This window comes from Hydrogenophaga crocea (assembly GCF_011388215.1).
Lineage (GTDB): Bacteria > Pseudomonadota > Gammaproteobacteria > Burkholderiales > Burkholderiaceae_C > Hydrogenophaga > Hydrogenophaga crocea.
In genome coordinates this window covers 1249367-1270076 of record NZ_CP049989.1, presented here as the reverse complement: position 1 = coordinate 1270076, position 20710 = coordinate 1249367, and the positions used below count along the sequence as shown (strand labels likewise).

23 protein-coding genes are annotated in these 20710 nt (G+C 65.4%); 14 read left to right on the top strand and 9 right to left on the bottom strand.

All coding sequences use genetic code 11. The features are described from left to right. Positions 1 to 349: 349 nt before the first annotated feature. Genes G9Q37_RS06200 through G9Q37_RS06185 form a run of 4 tightly spaced genes read left to right on the top strand, consistent with a single transcriptional unit; the run spans position 350 to position 4624 of the window. A complete protein-coding gene (locus G9Q37_RS06200) occupies positions 350 to 1294 on the top strand; it encodes a chromate resistance protein ChrB domain-containing protein (protein WP_166226068.1) in 945 nt (314 codons plus the stop codon). Then, complete coding sequence (gene chrA, locus G9Q37_RS06195) at positions 1291 to 2673, top strand: chromate efflux transporter (protein WP_166226065.1); 1383 nt, start codon at positions 1291 to 1293, stop codon at positions 2671 to 2673. Before G9Q37_RS06200 ends, chrA begins: the two co-directional genes overlap by 4 nt. An 11-nt stretch (positions 2674 to 2684) precedes the next feature. Then, positions 2685 to 3596 carry a Fe-Mn family superoxide dismutase gene (locus tag G9Q37_RS06190; RefSeq protein ID WP_166226062.1) on the top strand — a complete coding sequence of 304 codons (912 nt, stop codon included), beginning with the start codon at positions 2685 to 2687 and terminating at the stop codon, positions 3594 to 3596. Next, positions 3593 to 4624: a Cj0069 family protein gene (locus G9Q37_RS06185; RefSeq protein ID WP_166226059.1), complete on the top strand. Its 1032-nt coding sequence runs from the start codon at positions 3593 to 3595 to the stop codon at positions 4622 to 4624. Before G9Q37_RS06190 ends, G9Q37_RS06185 begins: the two co-directional genes overlap by 4 nt. Positions 4625 to 4911: 287 nt before the next feature. Here the strand turns inward: G9Q37_RS06185 and G9Q37_RS06180 are convergent, their stop codons facing one another. Further along, a complete protein-coding gene (locus G9Q37_RS06180) occupies positions 4912 to 5142 on the bottom strand; it encodes an MBL fold metallo-hydrolase (protein ID WP_240936539.1) in 231 nt (76 codons plus the stop codon). A gap of 110 nt (positions 5143 to 5252) precedes the next feature. On the opposite strand from G9Q37_RS06180, the gene G9Q37_RS06175 reads away from it, so the two are divergent. Then, entirely contained in the window at positions 5253 to 5729 is a 477-nt protein-coding gene (locus tag G9Q37_RS06175; protein WP_166226056.1) for a hypothetical protein, read from the top strand. 442 nt (positions 5730 to 6171) lie between these two features. Here G9Q37_RS06175 and G9Q37_RS06170 read toward each other — a convergent pair whose 3' ends face one another. The 5 genes from G9Q37_RS06170 to G9Q37_RS06150 all read right to left on the bottom strand — a co-directional run bounded on the left by G9Q37_RS06170 (position 6172) and on the right by G9Q37_RS06150 (position 8897). Continuing rightward, positions 6172 to 6552, bottom strand: a complete 381-nt coding sequence (locus G9Q37_RS06170) for a response regulator (protein WP_166226053.1) — start codon at positions 6550 to 6552, stop codon at positions 6172 to 6174. Next, on the bottom strand, positions 6549 to 6929 hold the full coding sequence (locus G9Q37_RS06165; protein ID WP_166226051.1) for an ATP-binding protein: 381 nt from the start codon (positions 6927 to 6929) through the stop codon (positions 6549 to 6551). The genes G9Q37_RS06170 and G9Q37_RS06165 overlap by 4 nt, the downstream gene beginning before the upstream one ends. Before the next feature lie 54 nt (positions 6930 to 6983). Next, positions 6984 to 7697: a transmembrane anchor protein gene (locus G9Q37_RS06160; protein ID WP_166226048.1), complete on the bottom strand. Its 714-nt coding sequence runs from the start codon at positions 7695 to 7697 to the stop codon at positions 6984 to 6986. A 19-nt stretch (positions 7698 to 7716) separates the two neighbouring features. Further along, positions 7717 to 8364, bottom strand: coding sequence for a HupE/UreJ family protein (locus G9Q37_RS06155; protein WP_240936631.1), 648 nt, complete (start codon positions 8362 to 8364; stop codon positions 7717 to 7719). A 182-nt stretch (positions 8365 to 8546) separates the two neighbouring features. Next, positions 8547 to 8897, bottom strand: coding sequence for a hypothetical protein (locus G9Q37_RS06150; protein ID WP_166226042.1), 351 nt, complete (start codon positions 8895 to 8897; stop codon positions 8547 to 8549). A 112-nt stretch (positions 8898 to 9009) separates the two neighbouring features. Between G9Q37_RS06150 and G9Q37_RS06145 the strand changes: the two genes are divergently transcribed. The 3 genes from G9Q37_RS06145 (at position 9010) to G9Q37_RS06135 (ending at position 11578) form a co-directional block, all read left to right on the top strand. Then, positions 9010 to 9294: a metal-sensing transcriptional repressor gene (locus tag G9Q37_RS06145; protein WP_166226039.1), complete on the top strand. Its 285-nt coding sequence runs from the start codon at positions 9010 to 9012 to the stop codon at positions 9292 to 9294. Positions 9295 to 9314: 20 nt separating this feature from the next. Further along, positions 9315 to 10598: an MFS transporter gene (locus G9Q37_RS06140; protein WP_166226036.1), complete on the top strand. Its 1284-nt coding sequence runs from the start codon at positions 9315 to 9317 to the stop codon at positions 10596 to 10598. A gap of 62 nt (positions 10599 to 10660) precedes the next feature. Continuing rightward, entirely contained in the window at positions 10661 to 11578 is a 918-nt protein-coding gene (locus tag G9Q37_RS06135) for an MBL fold metallo-hydrolase (protein WP_166226033.1), read from the top strand. A gap of 278 nt (positions 11579 to 11856) precedes the next feature. Here G9Q37_RS06135 and G9Q37_RS06130 read toward each other — a convergent pair whose 3' ends face one another. Beyond that, on the bottom strand, positions 11857 to 13047 hold the full coding sequence (locus G9Q37_RS06130) for a pyridoxal phosphate-dependent aminotransferase (protein ID WP_240936535.1): 1191 nt from the start codon (positions 13045 to 13047) through the stop codon (positions 11857 to 11859). A gap of 79 nt (positions 13048 to 13126) precedes the next feature. On the opposite strand from G9Q37_RS06130, the gene G9Q37_RS06125 reads away from it, so the two are divergent. Next, positions 13127 to 13792: a GntR family transcriptional regulator gene (locus tag G9Q37_RS06125; protein ID WP_166226031.1), complete on the top strand. Its 666-nt coding sequence runs from the start codon at positions 13127 to 13129 to the stop codon at positions 13790 to 13792. Between the two features lie 39 nt (positions 13793 to 13831). On the opposite strand, the gene G9Q37_RS06120 is transcribed toward G9Q37_RS06125, so the two are convergent. Both G9Q37_RS06120 and G9Q37_RS06115 read right to left on the bottom strand, forming a co-directional pair. After that, positions 13832 to 14080, bottom strand: coding sequence for a DUF1272 domain-containing protein (locus G9Q37_RS06120; protein WP_166226028.1), 249 nt, complete (start codon positions 14078 to 14080; stop codon positions 13832 to 13834). 122 nt (positions 14081 to 14202) lie between these two features. After that, a complete protein-coding gene (locus G9Q37_RS06115; RefSeq protein WP_337179382.1) occupies positions 14203 to 15342 on the bottom strand; it encodes a branched-chain amino acid ABC transporter substrate-binding protein in 1140 nt (379 codons plus the stop codon). A 353-nt stretch (positions 15343 to 15695) separates the two neighbouring features. Between G9Q37_RS06115 and G9Q37_RS06110 the strand changes: the two genes are divergently transcribed. The 5 genes from G9Q37_RS06110 to G9Q37_RS06090 all read left to right on the top strand — a co-directional run bounded on the left by G9Q37_RS06110 (position 15696) and on the right by G9Q37_RS06090 (position 20529). Then, positions 15696 to 16625, top strand: coding sequence for a branched-chain amino acid ABC transporter permease (locus G9Q37_RS06110; protein ID WP_166226025.1), 930 nt, complete (start codon positions 15696 to 15698; stop codon positions 16623 to 16625). A 30-nt stretch (positions 16626 to 16655) separates the two neighbouring features. Further along, positions 16656 to 17813: an ABC transporter permease subunit gene (locus tag G9Q37_RS06105; RefSeq protein WP_166226022.1), complete on the top strand. Its 1158-nt coding sequence runs from the start codon at positions 16656 to 16658 to the stop codon at positions 17811 to 17813. Between the two features lie 13 nt (positions 17814 to 17826). After that, positions 17827 to 18618 (top strand): ABC transporter ATP-binding protein, encoded by a 792-nt coding sequence (locus tag G9Q37_RS06100; protein ID WP_240936533.1) that lies wholly within the window; start codon positions 17827 to 17829, stop codon positions 18616 to 18618. Beyond that, a complete protein-coding gene (locus tag G9Q37_RS06095) occupies positions 18615 to 19331 on the top strand; it encodes an ABC transporter ATP-binding protein (RefSeq protein ID WP_166226017.1) in 717 nt (238 codons plus the stop codon). The genes G9Q37_RS06100 and G9Q37_RS06095 overlap by 4 nt, the downstream gene beginning before the upstream one ends. Before the next feature lie 151 nt (positions 19332 to 19482). Next, positions 19483 to 20529, top strand: coding sequence for a helix-turn-helix domain-containing protein (locus G9Q37_RS06090; protein WP_166226014.1), 1047 nt, complete (start codon positions 19483 to 19485; stop codon positions 20527 to 20529). Positions 20530 to 20710: the final 181 nt, after the last annotated feature.

Genomic DNA, 20710 nt, shown 5'->3' with positions numbered 1-20710 from the left:
CGCTCGACCGTCTACTCGTGCTGCCTGGCATCAAGCAGTCGTTGAACCTCACGGCAGGCAGGGACCCGGATGGCGGCCACGCGAGCTAAAGCCGGCGCAGGACTCGGGCGAGGGGCCATGCAAAGTAGGCGACAGCTCCCCGGCCGCTCGATTCGCTGTACCGGCCCAAAAGACACGGTCGCCGAATGCGTCCTGAGCGCCCACCATCGGCTCCACCCCGATCAGACTCCGATCGCGAGCGCGGCGGACCCAGCCTGTCAGATGCAGCGACAGCACCGATGTCGTCGGGCCACTGTTCGTCCACGTCTATGAAATATCTATTTCCGTTAACGTAGTATATGCTCCACACATGTGGAGCGCTCTGTTCCTTACCCTTCCGACGCAGCCCAACGCCGTCCGTCTGCGCATCTGGCGCGCGCTGAAGGCCCTGGGCTGTGGTTCGCTGCGCGATGGCGTCTATGTATTACCTGAGGCACACGCCGCGCGGTTCGAACCCCTAGTGACGGAGGTACGCGCCCACGGTGGCCAGGCCAGCGTGCTGGAACTTTCGACACGTGATCCGGACATGCACGCGGACGTGCTGGCACTTTTCGACCGCACCGAGGCTTACGGCGAATGGCGCGCACAGGCGCAGGCGCTCGCCGCGACCCTGGCCGCTCTGGAAGAGACCGAGGCGAGGCGACGCTGGCGTGCCGTTGCTGAGGCTCTGGAGGCACTCCAGCGCATCGACTACTACCCAGGCGCCGCCGCTGAACAGGCGCAGGCCGAACTCGATGCGCTGCGCGAGACGTTTGATGCGCGCTTCTCGCGCGGCGAGCCGGTGGCGCAAGCGCCGCACGGCATCCCGCGCTTAGATGCGGGCAAGTTTCGCGGCAAGCGCTGGGCCACACGCGCACGACCCTGGGTTGATCGGCTGGCCTGCGCCTGGCTGATCCGCCGCTTCATCGACCCCGAGGCGCGCTTCCTGTGGCTAGCCGATCCGGCCGGATCGACGCCCGCGCCGCGCGGCACCCTGGGCTTCGACTACGACGGTGCCCGCTTCACGCATGTCGGCGCGCGCGTCAGCTTCGAGGTGCTGGCGGCCAGCTTCGGCCTGGATGTCGACCCGCGGCTGCAACGCATCGCGCGCGCGGTGCACTTCCTGGACGTCGGCGGCATCCCGGTACCTGAGGCCGCGGGGCTGGAGGCGGTGCTGTCCGGCCTGCACGAGGTCCACGCCGACGACGATGAACTGAGCGTGGCAGCGGCAGCGGTGTTCGACGCCCTGCATGCCGCACCTGGAGCCGCTTCATGAGCACCGTCACGAACCCGCCCCCCGACACATCCGCCGCAACCGCCAAGGCTCCGCCGGCAGTCAGCTTCGCCGAGGCCTTCCGCTTCTGGCTCAAGCTCGGCTTCATCAGCTTCGGCGGGCCGGCCGGGCAAATCGCAATCATGCACACCGAGCTCGTCGAGCGTCGGCGCTGGATCAGCGAGCGCCGCTTCCTGCACGCGCTGAACTACTGCATGCTGCTACCCGGGCCGGAGGCGCAGCAGCTTGCGACATACATCGGCTGGCTGATGCACCGCACCTGGGGCGGCATCGTGGCCGGCGCGTTGTTCGTACTGCCGTCGCTGTTCATCCTGGTCGGGCTCAGCTGGATCTACCTGCGCTTCGGCGACGTGCCGCTGGTGGCGGGCCTGTTCTACGGCCTGAAGCCTGCCGTGACGGCGCTGGTGCTGCACGCGGCGCACCGCATCGGCACGCGGGCCTTGAAGAACCGATGGATGTGGGGCATCGCCGCCGCTTCGTTCGTCGCCATCTTTGCCTTCGACACGCCTTTTCCGGCGATCGTGCTGGCCGCTGGGCTGATCGGCTGGTTCGGCGCGCGCCGCTGGCTGCAGGTGTTCGCGCTCGGCGGCGGCCATGGCAGCGCCAGGGCCGGGTACGGCCCGGCGCTGATCGACGACGACACGCCGACGCCGCCGCACGCGCGCTTCTCGCGCAGCCATCTCGCCAAGGTGCTGCTCGCCGGCCTCGGCCTGTGGGGACTCGCGATGGCGGTGCTGGTCGCGACCCAGGGGCTACAGGGCACGTTGACGCAGATGGGCTGGTTCTTCACCAAGGCGGCCATGATGACCTTCGGTGGCGCCTACGCAGTGCTGCCTTACGTGTACCAAGGTGCCGTCGAGCAGCACCGGTGGCTCAGCGGCCCGCAGATGATCGACGGCCTCGCCCTTGGTGAGACGACGCCCGGCCCACTGATCATGGTGGTGGCCTTCGTCGGCTTCGTCGGCGGCTGGCTGAAGCAGGTGCTGGGGCCTGAAGCCCTGTTCCTCGGTGGCGCGCTGGCGGCGACCGTCGTCACCTTCTTCACCTTCCTGCCCTCGTTCGTGTTCATCCTGGCCGGTGGTCCGCTGGTCGAGGCCACGCACGGCAAGCTGGGCTTCACGGCTCCACTGTCGGCGATCACGGCGGCGGTGGTCGGCGTGATCCTGAATCTGGCGATGTTCTTCGCCTACCACGTGCTGTGGCCGCAGGGCTTCGGCGGGCGCTTCGATTGGCCGTCAGCGCTGATCGGCGCCGCGGCGGCGGTGGCGCTGTTCCGCTTCAAGGTCGGCGTGATGCCGCTGCTCGGTGCCTGCGCGGCCATCGGGCTGGTGGTGAGCTGGCTGCTTCCCGTGCTGCGCTGAAAGGAGTCCGAATGGACGCCCGACTGCATGATCTTCCCTTCGACCCCGCAGCCCTGCGCGGCCTGTCGCCCCGGCTGATGTCCAGCCATCACCAAAACAACTACGGCGGTGCGGTGAAGCGGCTCAACGCCATCCGCGCCCAGCTGGCGGCCACGACGTTCGGCAGCGCGCCGGGCTTCCAGCTCAACGGCCTGAAGCGCGAGGAGCTGATCGCCAGCAACTCGATGCTGCTGCACGAGCTGTATTTCGGCAGCCTGGGTGGCGACGGCGTGACGATGGAGCCGGCGATGAAGCTCGCGCTCGACGCCAACTTCGGCAGCGCCGAGCGCTGGCGCGACGAGTTCACGGCGATGGGCAAAGCGCTGGGTGGCGGCTCGGGCTGGGTGTTGCTGGTGTTCCAGCCGCGCGAGGGCACGCTGGTCAACCAGTGGGCTGCCGACCACACACATGCGCTGGTCGGCGGCGTGCCGCTGCTCGCGTTGGATATGTACGAGCATGCTTACCACCTCGACTATGGCGCCGCCACCGGCGCCTACGTCGATGCCTTCATGGGCAACATCGACTGGGCAGGCGTCCATGAGCGCTACCAGCAGGCGGTACATGCGGCCAGCGAGTCCTTCGGTGCCGGTGCCGACGAGATCGGCGACGCGACCGTGCTCGACGTGCGCCGCGCCGCCGTGTTCGAGCCGGCACGCACGATGATCCCCGGCGCGCGCTGGCGCGATCCGGCGGCAGTGTCCAACTGGGCCGCGGAGCAGCCGGCTGGCCGCGAGGTGGTCGTCTACTGCGTCTACGGTCACGAGGTCAGCCGCGCCACCGCGATGCGGCTGCGCGCAGCCGGGCTGAATGCACGCTTCCTGCGTGGCGGCATTGACGGATGGCAGGCCGCAGGCCGGCCGCAAACCGAGAAGGCCGGGCCATGAACGCCGCGCCCAAGGTCGCGCTCCTTTACCCCGGCGACCGGGCGGCGCGCGACCGGGCCGCCCCCGCCGAGAGCCGCTTCGCCGCGCTCTTCGAGGCCCTGGCGCAGGCGGGCATCGCGGCCGAGCCCGCGGTCTGGCACGACGACTTCGCCCACGAAGTCGAGGCTCAACTTCGGCGCGTGCAGGCGGTACTGGTGTGGTGCAACCCGATCGAGGGCGGGCGCCGGCGCGACCGCCTCGACGCGCTGCTCGGCGAGGTGGCACGCGCCGGCGTGCTCGTCAGCGCGCACCCAGAGGCCGTGCGCCGCCTGGGCACCAAGGACGTGCTCTACGAGACCCGCGACCTGCCTTTTGGCAGCGACGTCCAGCGCATCGACAGCCCGGCGCAACTAGCCGCCGATCTGCCGACGCGACTGCAGCACGGACCCCGGGTGCTGAAGCAGAACCGCGGGCACAGCGGCATCGGCGTGTGGCGCGTGGAGCAGGGCAGCAACGGACTGCTGGACGTGCGGCATGCCCAGCGCGGCAGCGCGCCGCAGCGCATGGACCTGACCACGTTGCAGCAGACCCTGGCGCCGTTCTTCGAGCCTGCCGCGGGCGGCCACCTGATCGACCAGGCCTGGCAGCCGCGGCTGCGCGAAGGAATGCTACGCGCCTACCTCGTCGAGGACCGCGTTGCCGGCTTCGGTCACCAGGTCATCAACGCGCTACACCCCGACGAAGCGCAGCCGGGGCCGCGCCTGTACCACGACGTCGACTGGCCGGGCGGGCAGGACCTGAAAGTGCAGCTCACGTCGGGCTGGGTCACGTTGCTGCGCGAGCGTGTCGGCCTCGCGCGCGATCACCTGCCGTTGCTGTGGGACTGCGACTTCATGTTCGGTGAGTCAGCGTCCGGCGCAGCGCACCGCTGGGTGCTGTGCGAGATCAACGTCAGCAGCGTGTCGCCGTTCCCGCCGTCGGCGACTGCGCCGATTGTGGCGGCACTTCGAGCGCGTCTCGCAGCGGGTGCGACGAAAGGGCCAACATGAAGGGCTGATCGTTCTCGTGTCCCTGGTGCTGCAGGCGGGCGCTGCATAGCCCACCGCCGGCCAACACTTCGCTTCACCGCTGCCGGCTATTTCGCCCAGATCAACCAACCGCCTCATTCGCTGCACAGGAGACGCTCCATTGAAACTGATCACAGCACAAGGCCTCTCGGCATCCGCGAGGGCGCTGCCATGAAGAGGGTAGGCCCAGCCGCGTTGTGAAGGGACAGGAAGGGCCGCACATCAAACGACCGGATGGCCGCGCCGATCTCCTCCATCTCATCGACCGCTTACTTCATGTGTGCCCGCAGCGCTTGCATGTAGTCGCGGGTATGCCGCCTCGCCGTAGCCAGATCGGTGGGACGACCATGCCCGGGAATCAGCCAGCGGGGATTGATCGCCTCCGCGACACCGAACGCCTCCAGCCAAGGACGGGTACGGCTCACGGGCAGCACCGCCAACAGCCGTTCGGTGTAGACAATGTCCCCGGTGAACACCACGTCCCGCTCGGGCAGCCACACCAGGACGTCGCCAGGCGTGTGCCCACCTCCTCGATGCGGAGCTCCACGCGCACGCCACCCAGCTCAAGGCCGGTGTCCGCGGCCGTGAGCAGCTGCTCCGGATACACGGGATGCGTACCTTCGAAGCGGGGACCCAGCAGGTTCTGCAGCGCCTGCAATTGGTCGCCCGCCCGCGCGCGCATGTCGGGCACCGCGCTGCTGTGGGCGATCAGTTCCGCACCTTGCTCCCGGAAGTAGCCGTTGCCCAACCATCGATGGTCCTGGCCACCGGTGTTGATGACCCAACGGATAGGCTGGTTCGACACACGTCGGGCCGCCTAGTCTATGTCGCGAGCGCCGAGGTAGGTGGCCCCACTGTCGATCAGGATGGCGCCGGCTGGCGTTACCACCAGTCCGATGTTGGCATTCAAGGCTTCGTTCTCTTTGGTGCGTCCGCCCAGATCACCGACATGGACATACACCCCTTCGGTGACTTTTTCGAACCGGATCTCCGCGGCCGAACCAAGCGATGGCAACAGGCTGAACAAAAGCCCCGACACCAGCGCAACACAACGCCGGGACATAGTGCTCAAAATGGACGCAGATGAACTCCACCCTGGCAACGCCAGCAGGGTCTATCTCGAGATCGAAATGGAGTAGGAGCGAACACGACAGGCGGGGCAAGGCCCTCCGAGGCGGCCGTCGGGTTTCACGCCTTGGTGCTCGCCATCGCCATCGGCCAGCGTCTCTGGTTTAGCAGGCGACGCGGCGTACCCCTTCGGTTCACTCAGCGGGCTACACGCTCGCAACCCGCAAATCAGATCGCAGGAACGTAGCGCAGCGACCTGTCTCGGAAATAGCGGCAGTTCACAGTCCAACGTAAGAGCGACCGAAATCACTCTTGCGCCGACCTCAAACCCTTCCCGTCGGCTTCACAGCGACAGCTGTCAGTCAACCTACATCGCCCACAGTACGCTCTGCAGTCAAATGCAGACGTTCGCACCCGAAGGACTGCGCCAATTCGTGCGGAGCTGGCCCGTCAGAAACGACTTAGAAAAGTTCCTTGATGCGAGCCACCAACGATGCCGTGTCGATGGGTTTGGTGAGCACATCGTCGACCGTCAGGCTTCTCGCCTCGTCGAGTACGGACTTGCCCCTGTGAGCTGTCATCAACAGGACATGCACGAGATCGAGATCCGCGTTCATGCGCAAACGTCGAACAATGTCCAACCCGGTAACCTGAGGGAGGTCGACGTCGACTAGCATCACGCGTGGTCGCGACAAAGCGGCCACCACATGGACCCTGTCGTACTCAGTCGAAAACGCAACCTTGCCCAACGGCCTCAGCGCCTTGGCCAGGGCGTGAACCACCAGCGGGTCATCGTCAACGATCAGGAAGGTCGGACGCTCGGGGGGTGGGGGGGTGGTCATGTGGTCCTGCCGGTGTGGCTCGTATCTGATGCGAGATCATTGGACTCGATGGCTTGATTCGGGAACGACATCACCACCGTGGTGCCATCGCCTTCCACCGACTGGATGGACACGGACGCGCCGTGTTTGTCCAGCACGCGTTTGGCGGTTGTCAGGCCAATCCCTTCCTCCGAGAAGCTCTTTGCAGAGGACAGCCGCTCGAAGGGCTGGAAGAGGCGATCGATCTGATTGAAGGGGATACCGATGCCGTTGTCTCGCACGGTGATGGTGTACTGCCCCGGTGCGCTCGGACCCGCAAAAATCTCGACCATGGGCTCAGGCTGGGTGGAGCAGTACTTGAACGCGTTGTGGATGACGTTGTGTTGACGATCACCCAATACTGATCCGGCAGGGATGCGGCTAAAACTTGGCAAGGCCCCAGGCCCTCCGCATCACTTGGCCCGCTTCAGTTCGCTGTAGTCACCTCGCGTGCGCAGGACAAGCGTGACGTCCTGTTTGCCCCGATTGCGCCAGAACCAGCCGTGGTTGCCGGTGAATGCGGCCACCAGTTCGCCCTCGTCTGAGGGAACGCCGCGGCCTTTGACGTAGCTTATCGATCGACCACCGCCATCTCCGTGAGTGTCGTAGTTGACCACGCCGCCTTGCACGGTCCAGGCGAAGTAGGCCTTCTCGCCCTCTTTCATGACCAGCTTGATCTCGGTGCCCTCGCCGGGCTTGAGCACCACGCTCAGTTCATCGCGCCAGGCGTTCGCGGCGGGTGCGTTGGTTGCGGCGGCTGCGGACGTCGACGTGGGTGCGGGCGCAGGCGCTGACATGGCCTGTGGCTGCGCAGGTGCCGGCGTGGGCGCGGCTGCGTCGTGCGCATGCGGCTGACCACTGGCGTGCTGCTGCGCGTGGTTGTCTGCACGCTGCTGCGCCGCAGCGGCGGCCTCGGCTGCCGCTTCGCGTGCCAGCGCGGTCTTGATCTCACCCATCTCGGTGAGTCCGAGCAGGCGGCCGACACCGGTCCAGTCCTTGCCGTACTCGGCGGGGAAAACGACCGTGACCAGCAGGACGATCGCCACAACTGCGGCGATGACGGTGGAGCGCACCAGTTGCCGGGAGGATGGCAGCTCGGCGGTGGTGGGGACGGGACTGTTGTACATGGTGTTCAGGGAATGGGTTTCAGACGTGGAAGACGACATAGCCCGCCAGCTGCATGCCCACCAGCACGAAGCCGGCGCACATCATGGCGACGTTGGCGGTGTAGGCGTGGCGAGCGAAGCCGGCGGTACGCCGCCAGTAGCTCATGCCGATGAGGATGACCGCTAGCGCGAGCAATTGGCCGAGTTCGACGCCGACGTTGAAGGCCAGCAGGTTGGGCACCAGGCCATCGGAGGAGATCTCGTACTCAAGGATCTTGGTCGCCAGACCGAAGCCGTGGAACAGGCCGAAGATCAGCGTCGCCGCCCGGGTGTCGGGCTGCACGCCGAACCAGCGCTGGAAGGCGCCCAGGTTGTCGAGCGCCTTATAGACCACCGACAGGCCGATGATCGCGTCGATCAGGAAGGCGTTGATCCCGACGTTGAAGTACACGCCGAGGATCATGGTGGTGGAGTGGCCGATGGCGAACAGGCTCACGTAGAGCCCGATGTCCTTCAACCGGTACAGGAAGAAGATGACGCCGAACAGGAAGAGGATATGGTCGTAGCCGGTCATCATGTGCTTGGCCCCCAGGTAGACGAAGGGCAGCAGCTTGACGCCGGAGATCTCCTGTATGTAGCCCTTGTCACCCTGGGTGACGCCGTGGGCCAGCGCATCGCTCGCACCCATGAGCGCGAGGGCAAACAAGGCAAGGAACAGCCAGATGGCTGCGGGCCAGCGCAATGCCCTTCGGGCAGGCGTCGGCAGCAGCTCCAGAAAGCCGGGCATGGAAACTCCTCAAAGACAAGAACGGGCGACCACCCCAGGCGGGCGGACGCGGAAGGAAGCAGGCAACGCTCGGAGCGAAGCTGTCAGGTCGCCTTCGGAGGACGTTCCAGCCGATGCACCGGCCATCGCTCACACCACGCGATGGCGCAACGCGTCCATCGGGATGGCACTGCATTCGCGAGGCTGATCAGGACTGGCAAGGCGTGGGCCTTGTCGTGCGAGTGGTCGGCGCCGAGGTGCGAGTGCGCGGCCCCGTCCATGTCGGCCAGCCAGAGGTCATCGTGGGAATGATCGTGCGTGTGCGGATGATCGGTGCCGTGCGCCATGTCCACTGATCGCACCGCATCGAGCACCGCCAGCGCATGGCTGTTCATGGCGCCGATCGAAGAGCCCATCGCGCCCACGAGCAAGGTGATCAGCACCCAGACGCGCATCCCCCGACCCAGCCAGCCGGGGTTCGAGCGCGGAATCGAAGAGCGTGGACTCATGCAAAGGGATGTCGGAACAAGCGCCATCTTAACCTGGGGGGGAGGATATAGTCCTGCCATGTCACATCCCCACCGGCACGAAACCCACCCCGCGTTGATCAAGCGGCTGCGCCGCGCGCGCGGTCACCTCGACAGCGTGATCGACATGATCGAACAGGGCCGCGAATGTCTGGACATCGCCCAGCAACTGCAGGCAGTCGAGAAGGCGATCTCGCAGGCCAAGAAGACCCTGGTGCAGGACCACATCGACCACTGTCTTGAGCACGCTATCGCCGGCGTAAAGGGTGCGGCTCCAACCGCCGCCTCGCTTGAGGAATTCAAGAAGATCACCCGCTACCTCTAGCCAGGGGAGAAGGCGTCGCCATGCTGAGCGTCCTGCGCCACCGCACCTACCGGCGTCTTTTCGGTGCGCAGGCCATTGCGCTGGTCGGCACAGGGCTGGCCACCGTGGCGCTCAGCCTGCTGGCCTTCGAGTTGGCCGGTCAGAGCGCCGGCCTGGTGCTGGGGACCGCGCTGGCCATCAAGATGGTGGCCTATGTGGGCATTGCGCCGGTCGCTACCGCCGTGGCTCAACGCCTGCCACGGCGCCAGTTGCTCGTCGCGCTCGATCTCGTGCGCGCGGCGGTGGCGTTAAGCCTGCCTTTCGTGACCCAGATCTGGCAGATCTACGCGCTCATCTTTCTCCTACAAGCGGCTTCGGCCAGCTTCACCCCGACCTTTCAGGCCACGATTCCGGACGTGTTGCCGGACGAGCAGGAATACACCAAGGCACTTTCCTTGTCGCGGATGGCCTACGACCTGGAGAGCCTGCTGAGCCCCATGCTGGCAGCGGCTTTGCTCGGCGTGATGTCCTTTCACGCCCTGTTCGCAGGTACGGTGCTGGGGTTCCTGGCTTCTGCGCTGCTGGTTGCCTCTGTGACCTTGCCCGGCCCGGCGGCGGCCGAGCGGCGCGGGTTCTACGACCGCACGACACGTGGCCTTCGCATCTACCTGGCGACACCCCGCCTTCGTGGGCTGCTGGCTATCAACTTCGGCCTCGCGGCCGCAGGCGCCATGGTTTTCGTCAACACCGTGGTGCTGGTTCAGGCCCAATGGGGATTGCCGCAGAACGCGCTGGCATTGGCCTTGGCGAGCTTCGGCGCCGGGTCTATGGTCGCCGCGCTGGGCCTGCCCCGATTGCTGGAGCGCTGGCCGGACAGGCCTGTCATGCTGACCGGCACAGCCGCGCTGTGCGTGTTGATGGTGGCGGGCATATGGCTCACGAGCTATCCCCCGCTGCTGCTGCTCTGGTTCATGGTCGGGGTCGCCTACGCGATCGCGCAGACACCCTCGGGCCGGCTCCTGCGTCGATCGGCACACCCCACCGACCGGCCAGCGTTGTTCGCCGCACAGTTTGCGCTCTCGCACGCGTGCTGGCTTCTGTTCTATCCCCTGGCCGGCTGGGCCGGTGCCCATTGGGGTCTGTCTGCGACCTTTGGGGTGCTTGGCGCTGCGGTCTTGCTGGCGCTGTGCGTGGCCTGGCGGTTGTGGCCCGCCGAAGATCCCGAGGTGATCGAACACCATCACGACGACGGCACCCGCCACGCTCACGCCTACTGGATCGATGATCAACACCCCCATTGGCCGGTTTCCCGGTCAAAGCCATAGCACTGAATGACCGGCGACTCTCCCGATGGGAATCGCCACACTTTCCGCGAGGATCAGCCCCCATGCCCCGATTGGTGATTGCCCTGCTCCTGTGCATTGGCCCGGCCTTGTCTGAGGCGGTCGAGGTGCGCTTTCAGAAAGTCGCCGAGAACGTCTATGTGCACGTCGGTGACGTGGGTGCACGCACGGTGCAGAACGAAGCACTCAACGCCAATATCGGCCTGGTGGTGGCCCCAGGAGGTGCGATCGTGATAGATCCAGGCGCCACCTACCTGAGCGCGCGGGATATTCACCAGGCGGTGGCCCGCATCACCCCATTGCCGGTGCGCTGGGTCATCAACACAGGTGGTCAGGATCATCGATGGCTCGGCAACGGCTATTTCCGCGACCAGGGCGCAGAGCTGATCGCACACGCGTCCGCCGTGCCCGACATGCGCGCCCGCGCTGGCGATCAGATCCAGGCCCTCCGGGCTTTGCTGGGGGCGCGCTTCGATGGGACGCGCCCCGTGTTCCCCGATCGACTGATTGCACAAGCTGACGCCACGCTGGATCTCGGTGGCGCACGGGTCGAGCTCCTGCATCGCGGCGGCGGACACACGCCTGGCGACATGATGGTCTGGCTGCCCGCGCAAGGCGCGCTGTTTGCGGGGGACATCATCTACGTGGACCGATTGCTCGCGGTGCTGCCGGTCAGCAACACCCGCCGGTGGCTGGCGGCGTTCGACGAGGTTGAACGCCTCGCGCCCAAGGTGCTGATCCCGGGCCATGGTCAGCCGGCGACGCTGTCGGTGGCGCGAGCGCAGACGCGCGACTACTTGAGCACATTGCGCGCCCACATGCGGCGGGCTGTGGACGACTTGCAGGACATCGGGGTGGCGATCCGCTCGTTTGACCTGGGGCCGTTCAAAGCACTGAACAATGCGGTGGAGCTGCATCCGGGCAATGCCAGTCGCGTGTACCTGGAGATAGAGAGGGAGTAACCCGACATGGCCTGGCCCCTCGCTACCTGCGGGAATGTGACGTTACCGTCTTGCCCGTAGAGTGACCTGATTGCCAGCAGCAGACTGGCTCCACAAGGAACTCCCGGCAATGATCTGACAACGACCGCTTGCCGGGGGATGCAGAACTTGAACGGTCGTAGCTGAATGTCGCACTTCAGTCTCAAGCTGTCGACCAATGACCCGCCCAGCCTTGACCCCGTTACCAGGAAGACCCCCACGCCCGTACCGCAGTGCTTCGCATGCGGCAAGGCTGTTCACTACGCAGGTATTGCGCGCTGAAAACGCTCGGCCAGGTTGCTCAGGCGCAGCACCGGTTCGTTGGCAAATACCAGGCGCACGTAGTCGCGCGTGTTCTCCAGGCCCCAGTTCTCCATGGACGTCGCCGCCACGCCTTCGGCCAGCAGGCGCCTGGACGCCTCCGCACCGGTGAGGCCATGCCTGGAGACATCGACCAGCAGTGACCACCCGCCCTTGGCAGCCACCACGTCGTATTTCGGCCGAAGCACCCGCACGATGTAGTCGTGGCGGGCCTGCCATTCCCGCGTGCATCGCTCGATGCCGTCGTCGGGCGCTTCGATGGCCCTGGCCACGGCTTGCTGGGCGATGCCCACGGTGCAGACCACATTGCCCAGCGCCGCGCGGCTCAAGGCCTCGGCGGCCGGCATGGGCGTGACAATCCAGCCCACGCGCCAGCCGATCATCCGGTACTCCTTGGACGCAGCGCCGACGGTGATCGTGCGTTCCTGCATCCCCGGAAAATGCAACGGGTTCAGGCGCGGTGCGCCGTCGAACAGGATGCGCTCCATGGCGCTGTCATAGATCATCCAGGCATTGGCCCGAACGCAGACAGCGCAGATGGCCTCCCACTCATGTCGGTTGAACGTGGCGCCCGTGGGCATGGACGGGCTCATCATCAGGAAGGCCTTGGTCCGCTCGGTGACCGCCCCGGCGATCGCCCCGGTTTCGAGCCGCCATTCGCCGTCGACCACCTTCATCGGGATGTACCGTGGTACACCACCGGCCAGCAGCACCCGGTTGATCAGACCCACGTAGGTCGGGCTGGTCATCACCACCTCGTCGCCGGGCTCAATGACAGCCAACAAGGCGTTCAGGACGCCGCTGAGGCCGCCGGCCGAAATGAAGCACTGGCTCTTCCAGTTGTAGGTGCCTGCCGGCAGGCCTCCGTTACGCTCCACGAGCGCTGTGGCCGCCCTTCGCAGGCTGTCGTGGCCGAAGAAGGGCAGGTAGCTGTTGGCGTCATCGTCCAGCACCTGCTCGCGGGTGGTGTCCAGCGCCACCTGTGGCGGCAGCAGGTCTGTATCCAGGTTCTCCAGGCGCAGCACGTCGGGGTTATTCAGGGTGTCGGCCACATCCCCCATCCGTTCGACTCCGATCGGCGTCATCAGCGCCGTCCGCTTGCCCACCACCGGTGTGTTCAACAATGTCACTTCTCACTCCTGTCGTGCACCGGAACTCGGGCTGATCTCCTGACAGCGCACCTTTTTAATATATTAAACTGAAGCTTCAATGTCAAAAACGGCCAACCCTGCCGCGCGCACCATCGCGCTCACGCTGCAGCGTCGCATCGTCGACGGCACCTACCCGGGGGGCATGCCGATTCGCCAGGCCGAGGTGGCCACGGAGTTCGGCGTGAGCCACATTCCGGTTCGTGAAGCCCTCGCCTCCCTGGCACAAGGCGGGTTGGTGGACATCCAGCCCAACCGCGGCGCCGTGGTCACCACGCTCAGCGCGGATCAATGCCTGGAGCTCGCCGAGATGCGCGTGGCCCTGGAGTCCATTGCGCTCAAGCATTCGATGAAGCGACTGTCCGCGAAGGACCTGGTCGCGGCGCGGCAAGCCCTGGCACGCGGTGCCAAGGCGGATTCACTGGAAGAGCGGTCGCAATGGAACTGGGCGTTCCACCGCTTGCTGCACGCGGGCGCCGCACGGCCTTTCCTGCTTTCGCAACTGGAGACGCTGTGGAAGCATGCAGACAGGTACCTGCACTACACGTGGAAGAACGCGCACTACGAGGCGCGGTCGGATTCAGAGCACGAGGAACTGCTCGCCGCAGTGGCAGCGAAGGACGAGCATCTGGCACTGCGCCTGAACAAGCGACACATCCTTGGCGCCGCCACTGTTGCGATCGACCTGATCAAAGCGAACGAGGTTGCCGAGCAAGGCGGTGCCTGAGCACCGCAACAGTCCGCCGCCTGATGCCGGCTTTCCGGATCACTGACGGCCAGCACATCCTTGCGGCTTGAACGTCCGCTCCCTTGATGCCGGGTACTTGGCGAGCTTCTCCGCCGGGCGCACGGGCCTGCGCACCAACTCGCCACCGCAGTTCGGGCAGACGCCTTTCAGCTTCTGGTCTGCACAGCGCTCACAGAAGGTGCACTCGAACGAGCAGATGCGCGCGCGCGTCGACTCGGGCGGGAGATCAACATCGCAGCATTCGCAGGACGGCTTGAGCACCAGCATGACGAGTTCACCTTGCGTGTTCCGGGTTGATTCAGATACCGCCTGGGCACGCGCAAACGCACCACCACGCGGCAGATCGGGCCAGGCCCCGGTTCTGGCGACCGCAGACCTGACCCACCACCTTACTGGATCACACCGACCGGTGCGCGTCCACCCTTTTCAAACGTCTGCAGCGTGATGGCGGCGTTCTGGAGGTCACCCTTGGCATCGAACCGGATGCGCGCTGTGATGCCCTGGTAGTCTGCCTTGGCCAACGCATCGACGTACTTGTCCGGCTCCGCCGAACCGGCGCGCACCATGGCATCGGCCATCACCATCACGGCGTCGTAAACATAGGGCGCATAGAGCAGGATGTCTGCCTTGAACCGGTCATTGAACCGCTTCTGGAAGTCCGCCCCACCCTTCAGTTGTGAGAGCTGGATGCCTGCCTCGCCACAGTAGATGTTGCGATCGGGTCCGATGGTGGACACCTTGACCATCTCGGCCGTGCACAAGCCATCGCCACCCGCCAGCGGCGAGTTGATGCCCAGCTTGCGGATCTGGCGGTACAGGGGTGCCCCCTGCGAGTCCATGCCGCCGTAGAAGATCAAGTCGGGCTTGCGGGCGCGGATCGAGGTCAGGATGGCTGAAAACTCGGTGGCCTTGTCGTTCGTGTACTGCCGTGCCACCACGTTGCCACCGGCTGCCTTCAGCGCCTTCTCGAACTCATCGGCCACGCCCTGCCCGTAGGCCGTGCGGTCGTCGATGATGGCGACGTTCTTGAATTTCAGGGTGTCGTGAACGTACTTGGCGATGCCGGAGCCAATACTGCCGTCGTTGCCAATGGTGCGGAACACGTACTTGAACCCTTGCTGCGTGATCTTCGGATTCGTCGCCGACGGCGTGACCATGGGAATACCGGCGTCGTTGTAGACCTTGGAAGCCGGCAGCGTGGCGCCCGAGTTCAGATGCCCGATGACGCCGTTGATCTTCATGTCCACATACTTCTGCGCCACCGCTGTCGCCTGGCGCGGGTCTGCCGCATCGTCTTCGGGCATCAATTGCCAGCGGACTTTCTTGCCGCCGATCGTCACGCCTTTTGCGTTGAGGTCGTCGATCGCGAGCTGCGCGCCGCGTTCGCTGTCTTTGCCGTAGTGGGCCTGCGGACCGGTCATGGGCGCTGCCATGCCGATACGGACCACAACTTCTTGCTGAGCACTTGCGCTGGTGGCAATGGCTCCAACACACGCACCGATCAGGAGCGAGGTCTTGAGTCGCAACATCTGAGTTTCTCCATGGTTGACGGCAACTGATTCGCCGGAAAACCAGTATCGAGAAACACAGCGTCGGCCTGCATTGAAACAACCGACACACAGGCGTCAATTCGCGACAAGCTGGATCGAAGGCATCAACGCCTGATGCCATCGAAACACCGCGCCACACGCGATCAGTCACGCGACTTGTCGCGTTTTGAAGCCTGGGCGTCGCTTCTTTCACGCGGCCACGGCTTCGCTGGCCGCAGAATTTTTGCGAACGCTCGCACGGCCTGCTCGCGCCTCCCGCGTCCACCCGTTCGTCCAGCACCCCTTCGTTCGGGGTCGGGCGAGTCTTGTTGTATCAACCCCGGCGCGATCCCATGACCGAGTTTCTTCAACAGATCATCAACGGCCTCATCGTCGGCAGCATCTACTCGTTGGTCGCTCTGGGCTACACGATGGTCTACGGCATCCTGCAGCTCATCAACTTCGCGCATGGCGACATCGTCATGGTGGGGGCCATGGCCGCGTTGCTTGCGGCCAAGGTGTTGATGACACTCTTCCCCGGATTGCCCGGCCCGCTGGTGCTCGCGCTTTCGGTGGTGGCGGCCGTGGTGGTTTGCGTTCCGCTGAGCCTGATCATCGAACGCGTGGCCTACCGACCGCTGCGCAACGCGCCACGCCTTGCGCCCCTGATCACCGCCATCGGTGTCTCGCTCACGCTGCAGACGATCGTCATGGTGTTCTTCGGTCGCAACTACCACGAGTTTCCCTCGCTGGTACCGCAGGAACCCATCGAATTCCACGGCCTCGTCATCAGCGTCACGCAGATCATCATCCTGGTGCTCTCGCTTGTCTGCATGGTCTGTCTGGCCTTGCTGATCGAGAAAACGCAGGTGGGCCGCATGATGCGCGCGACCTCGGAGAACCCCAAGGTGGCGGCGCTGCTCGGTATCGACACCAACAAGGTGGTGTTGCTGGCGTTCGGCATTGGCGCAGGCCTGGCGGGTTTGACCGGCGTCATGCTGGCGGCCAACTACTCGCTGGTGCACTTCTATATGGGCTTCATTCCGGGGCTCAAGGCGTTCACAGCCGCGGTGCTCGGCGGTATCGGCAACGTCTACGGCGCGATGTTCGGAGGTCTCATCCTCGGGCTGGTGGAAAGCCTCGGTGCGGGCTACATCGGCCCGCTGACCAACGACTTCCTGGGCAGCCACTACCAGGACATCTTCGCCTTCGTGGTGCTGATCGCGGTGCTGACCCTGAGGCCGACCGGCCTGATGGGTGAGCGGGTTGCCGACCGCGCCTGATTCCGAAACCCGACGTTCCCGGAGCGCGCCATGAGAGCCGTCAAGCCTGCCCATGTGATTCTTGTTCTTGCCCTGCTGATCCTTCCACCCATCATCGGAACCGGCGGTGGTGCCTGGGTGCGCATTCTGGATTTCGCCTTGCTCTACATCCTGTTGGCATTGGGCCTCAACATCGTTGTTGGGTTCACTGGCCTTCTGGACCTGGGCTTCATCGCCTTCTACGCCGTGGGCGCCTATCTGTATGCGTTGCTGGCGTCGCCGCATCTGGCAGAACAGTTCGCGTGGATCGCAGCCATCGCGCCCAACGGGCTGCATGTGCCGCTGTGGGCGAGCATTCCGCTGGCGGGGCTGGTGGCGGGGGTCTTCGGCATCCTGCTGGGCGCGCCCACGCTCAAGCTGCGGGGCGACTACCTCGCCATCGTCACCCTGGGATTTGGCGAGATCATCCGCATCTTCCTGAACAACCTCAACGCTCCGCTCAACATCACGAACGGCCCACAGGGCATCTCCCAGATCGACCCGATCTCCATCTTCGGGGTCTCGCTCGCTGGCGAGCGCGGCGTGGTCGACTTCTGGGGCATTGAGGTGAGTTCGGTCGTCGCGCACTACTACGTGCTGCTTGCGATCACGGCGGTGGCCATCCTCATCTGCTTTCGCCTGATCGATTCGCGCATCGGGCGCGCCTGGATGGCGATCCGGGAGGATGAGATCGCCGCCAAGGCCATGGGCATCAACACCCGCAACATGAAACTGCTGGCCTTCTCGGCGGGCGCGGTCTTCGGGGGTGTTTCGGGCAGCCTGTTTGCGGCTTTCCAGGGGTTCGTGAGCCCCGAGTCCTTCACCTTGTTCGAATCCATCGTCGTGCTCGCCATGGTGGTGCTGGGTGGCCTTGGCAATGTGTGGGGCGTAGTGATCGGCGCGGCCATGCTGGCAGCCATTCCCGAAGCCCTGCGCCTGGTCGTCATTCCGTTCCAGGAGGCCATCCTCGGCCCGGGCAACGCCGTGATCGACGCCGAGGTGGCCCGCCAACTGCTCTACGGCCTGGCCATGGTGGTCATCATGCTCTGGCGCCCCAGCGGTCTGGTGTCCAGCGTCGCACGGGCTTCACGCCGGGCTTCGGCCGCGCACGCCACGCAAGATGAACCGGTGCAACCGGAGCTCGTCACGCTCAACGCCAAAGCTGGCTGACGGGAGCCCGCTCGTGACACCATCGATCCACTCGCTTCTCGACGTCCGCGGCGTCAACAAACGCTTCGGCGGCCTGCAGGCCCTGTCTGATGTCGGCCTGAGCATCCAGGCGGGCCAGATCTACGGCCTGATCGGCCCCAACGGCGCCGGCAAGACCACCTTCTTCAACGTCATCACCGGCTTGTACCCGCCGGACAGCGGCAGCTTCACGCTGGACGGCAGGCCGTATTCCCCACGCTCGGTCCACCAGGTCACGGACGCCGGCATCGCGAGAACCTTCCAGAACATCCGCCTGTTCGGCTCGATGACGGCCCTGGAGAACGTGATGGTCGGGCGGCACATCCGTTCCCGAAGCTCGCTGATGCAAACCGTGCTGGCCACCCAAGCCTTCAAGGCAAGCGAGGCGGCAATCCGGAACAAGGCCCGCGCCCTCCTCGCCTACGTGGGTGTGGAGCACCTCGCCGACAAGGTGGCACGCACCCTCTCCTACGGCGATCAACGCCGCCTGGAGATCGCACGTGCGCTGGCCACGGAGCCCAAGCTGCTCGCGCTGGACGAGCCGGCTGCGGGCATGAATCCATCGGAGAAAGCCACGCTGCGCCGCCTGCTGGAGCAGATCCGCAACGACGGCATCTCCATCCTGCTGATCGAGCACGATGTGAAGCTCGTGATGGGCCTGTGCGACCAGATCACCGCACTCGACAGGGGGCGCGAGATCGTCTGTGGCTCACCGGAGCAGGTTCGCGCCCACCCCGAGTTCATTCAAGCCTACCTGGGCAAGGCCCATCTGGAGCCCACCGCATGAGCACCGCACTCGAGATCACGGACCTGTCGGTTTCCTATGACGGCGTGCGGGCGGTTCGCCGGGTATCGCTCGCCGCGCAGAGCGGCGAGATGGTCTGCCTCATCGGATCGAACGGTGCCGGCAAGACGTCCACCATGGGCGCCATCATGGGTGTGGTGCCCTCGACGACCCTGAGCATCAAACTGTTCGGTGAAGAGATCGGTCACCTCAAGCCGCACCAGCGCGTGCAGCAGGGCTTGTCGCTCGTGCCGGAGGGTCGAGGCATCCTGACACGCATGACGGTCCTGGAGAACCTGCAGATCGGCAGCTACCCCGCGCGCAGCACCCCGGTTCAGGTGCAGGCCGATATCGAACGCATGTTCACAACCTTCCCCCGCCTCAAGGAGCGCGCCCACCAACTGGCGGGCACGATGTCGGGCGGAGAGCAGCAGATGCTTGCGTTGGCCCGTGCCTTGATGTGTCACCCCCGGGTGCTGCTGCTGGACGAGCCGTCCATGGGTTTGTCGCCCATCATGGTGGACACGATCTTTCGGGTGGTCGAGCAGGTGCACAAGAGCGGTGTCACGGTGCTGCTGGTGGAGCAGAACGCAGCGCTGGCGCTCGACATCGCGGACAGGGGCTATGTGATGAGCAGCGGCACCATCACCCTGTTCGGTGACGCCAACGCGCTGGCGGCCGACCAGCGCGTGAAGGAAGCCTATCTCGGCGAGTGACCGCCCGCGCAACGTCGCAACTCTGAAAATTCGAGCAGCGGCAGGCTGCGCAATTCAAGCCGTTGCGCAGCGCAACATGGAGACTTGCTCGCATCTGACGGCGATTCCCCCCGGGATCGTCGCTTCAAGCATGTCGAGAAAGTAGGCATCCATGGATATCGGCCGCAGGCAGGCAACTGCCGTTGTGGTGACGCTGCCCGGTCACAGGCTGCTGGAGAAGGTCACCATCCTGGAGGCGCTGGGCGAAGCGATTCGAGCCGGCGTTGAACTTCACGTCCAGTGCCTGGACATGGACGATTCACCTATGGCGGGCCCGGCGCCCGCACTTCGAACACCGGGCATACCCACCGCCCTCTTCGTCTGCGCCGGCGAGCTCTGGTCGCTCGATGCGATCGACCCCCTGGAGGTGCAGGCCGCCCGCTATGTCAATGAGGCGTTGCTGGCCGGCTCGCTCGTGTGCGGGGTGGGCGGCGGTGTGCGCTTTCTGGCCACGCACGGCTTCCTGAACGGTCGCAAGGCCACGGTCAGCCAGTCGCTGCTGGCGGCACTGCGCTGTCAGTTCCCCATGACTGACTGGATCGCCTCGGAGGCCGTCCTGCGAGACGGCAACCTTCTGACCTGCGCGGGCATGCTGACTGCGGCAGACGCCGCACTCTCGGTGCTGGATGCACTCGGCCATCGCAGCGCGGTCTCACGCGTGACGAAGAACCTGCTGCGACTCGCCGAGGAGCCGTTGAACGAGCCTCGCGCGCGCACGCCACCCATACCAGCGGCGCATCCCGCGCTACAGCGCGTGGACGACCTCTTGAGCCGCAACCCCACTTTCCCGTGGACAACCTGCACCCTGGCCAACTCTGTCTATGTGAGCGAGCGGCATCTTCAGCGCCTGTTCCGGGAGGCGCTCGGCTGCGGGGTCTTCGACTACCTCCAGCGCAAGCGGCTGGCTCGCGCCGTCGACGTCCTGCAAAACCATCCCGTCATGTCGCTCCAGCGGGTGGCCGAGCTTTCGGGCTTCTCGTCCACGCAGCACCTGCGACGTGCCTGGCGCAAGCACTTCGGCGCTAACCCGTCGGTCTCGAAGGAGAACGCGCTTCACGGCGCTTTTCGTCGACTTGCGTCGAGCGATCGACCTGCCAGGAGCGCCCGAACGCCCTCGTCATCTGCCACGCGGCGCCAGCCTGCGCTGGCCACCAGCTAGATCCCCGCCATGTCCAGACCAGTGTCATGCTTATTCAATTGCCGCCGCCACGGAGACAGGACCCGACTCCTGCCCTGTCAGCTCGCGCCGCGACATTCGCTGCTGTTCACCGCGTTGGCACTCGCGCTGTCCGGGCCAGCCTGGACGCAAACCGAGACTGCGCCAGAGCCGGCATGCACAC

Bases quoted from the DNA above. Each gene is read 5' to 3' on its own strand.
- G9Q37_RS06200 (WP_166226068.1), top strand. From the start codon at position 350: ATGTGGAGCGCTCTGTTCCTTACCCTTCCGACGCAGCCCAACGCCGTC.
- chrA (WP_166226065.1), top strand. From the start codon at position 1,291: ATGAGCACCGTCACGAACCCGCCCCCCGACACATCCGCCGCAACCGCC.
- G9Q37_RS06190 (WP_166226062.1), top strand. From the start codon at position 2,685: ATGGACGCCCGACTGCATGATCTTCCCTTCGACCCCGCAGCCCTGCGC.
- G9Q37_RS06185 (WP_166226059.1), top strand. From the start codon at position 3,593: ATGAACGCCGCGCCCAAGGTCGCGCTCCTTTACCCCGGCGACCGGGCG.
- G9Q37_RS06175 (WP_166226056.1), top strand. From the start codon at position 5,253: ATGCGTACCTTCGAAGCGGGGACCCAGCAGGTTCTGCAGCGCCTGCAA.
- G9Q37_RS06170 (WP_166226053.1), bottom strand. From the start codon at position 6,552: ATGACCACCCCCCCACCCCCCGAGCGTCCGACCTTCCTGATCGTTGAC.
- G9Q37_RS06160 (WP_166226048.1), bottom strand. From the start codon at position 7,697: ATGTACAACAGTCCCGTCCCCACCACCGCCGAGCTGCCATCCTCCCGG.
- G9Q37_RS06155 (WP_240936631.1), bottom strand. From the start codon at position 8,364: ATGGGTGCGAGCGATGCGCTGGCCCACGGCGTCACCCAGGGTGACAAG.
- G9Q37_RS06150 (WP_166226042.1), bottom strand. From the start codon at position 8,897: ATGCGCGTCTGGGTGCTGATCACCTTGCTCGTGGGCGCGATGGGCTCT.
- G9Q37_RS06145 (WP_166226039.1), top strand. From the start codon at position 9,010: ATGTCACATCCCCACCGGCACGAAACCCACCCCGCGTTGATCAAGCGG.
- G9Q37_RS06140 (WP_166226036.1), top strand. From the start codon at position 9,315: ATGCTGAGCGTCCTGCGCCACCGCACCTACCGGCGTCTTTTCGGTGCG.
- G9Q37_RS06135 (WP_166226033.1), top strand. From the start codon at position 10,661: ATGCCCCGATTGGTGATTGCCCTGCTCCTGTGCATTGGCCCGGCCTTG.
- G9Q37_RS06125 (WP_166226031.1), top strand. From the start codon at position 13,127: ATGTCAAAAACGGCCAACCCTGCCGCGCGCACCATCGCGCTCACGCTG.
- G9Q37_RS06120 (WP_166226028.1), bottom strand. From the start codon at position 14,080: ATGCTGGTGCTCAAGCCGTCCTGCGAATGCTGCGATGTTGATCTCCCG.
- G9Q37_RS06115 (WP_337179382.1), bottom strand. From the start codon at position 15,342: ATGTTGCGACTCAAGACCTCGCTCCTGATCGGTGCGTGTGTTGGAGCC.
- G9Q37_RS06110 (WP_166226025.1), top strand. From the start codon at position 15,696: ATGACCGAGTTTCTTCAACAGATCATCAACGGCCTCATCGTCGGCAGC.
- G9Q37_RS06105 (WP_166226022.1), top strand. From the start codon at position 16,656: ATGAGAGCCGTCAAGCCTGCCCATGTGATTCTTGTTCTTGCCCTGCTG.
- G9Q37_RS06095 (WP_166226017.1), top strand. From the start codon at position 18,615: ATGAGCACCGCACTCGAGATCACGGACCTGTCGGTTTCCTATGACGGC.
- G9Q37_RS06090 (WP_166226014.1), top strand. From the start codon at position 19,483: ATGGATATCGGCCGCAGGCAGGCAACTGCCGTTGTGGTGACGCTGCCC.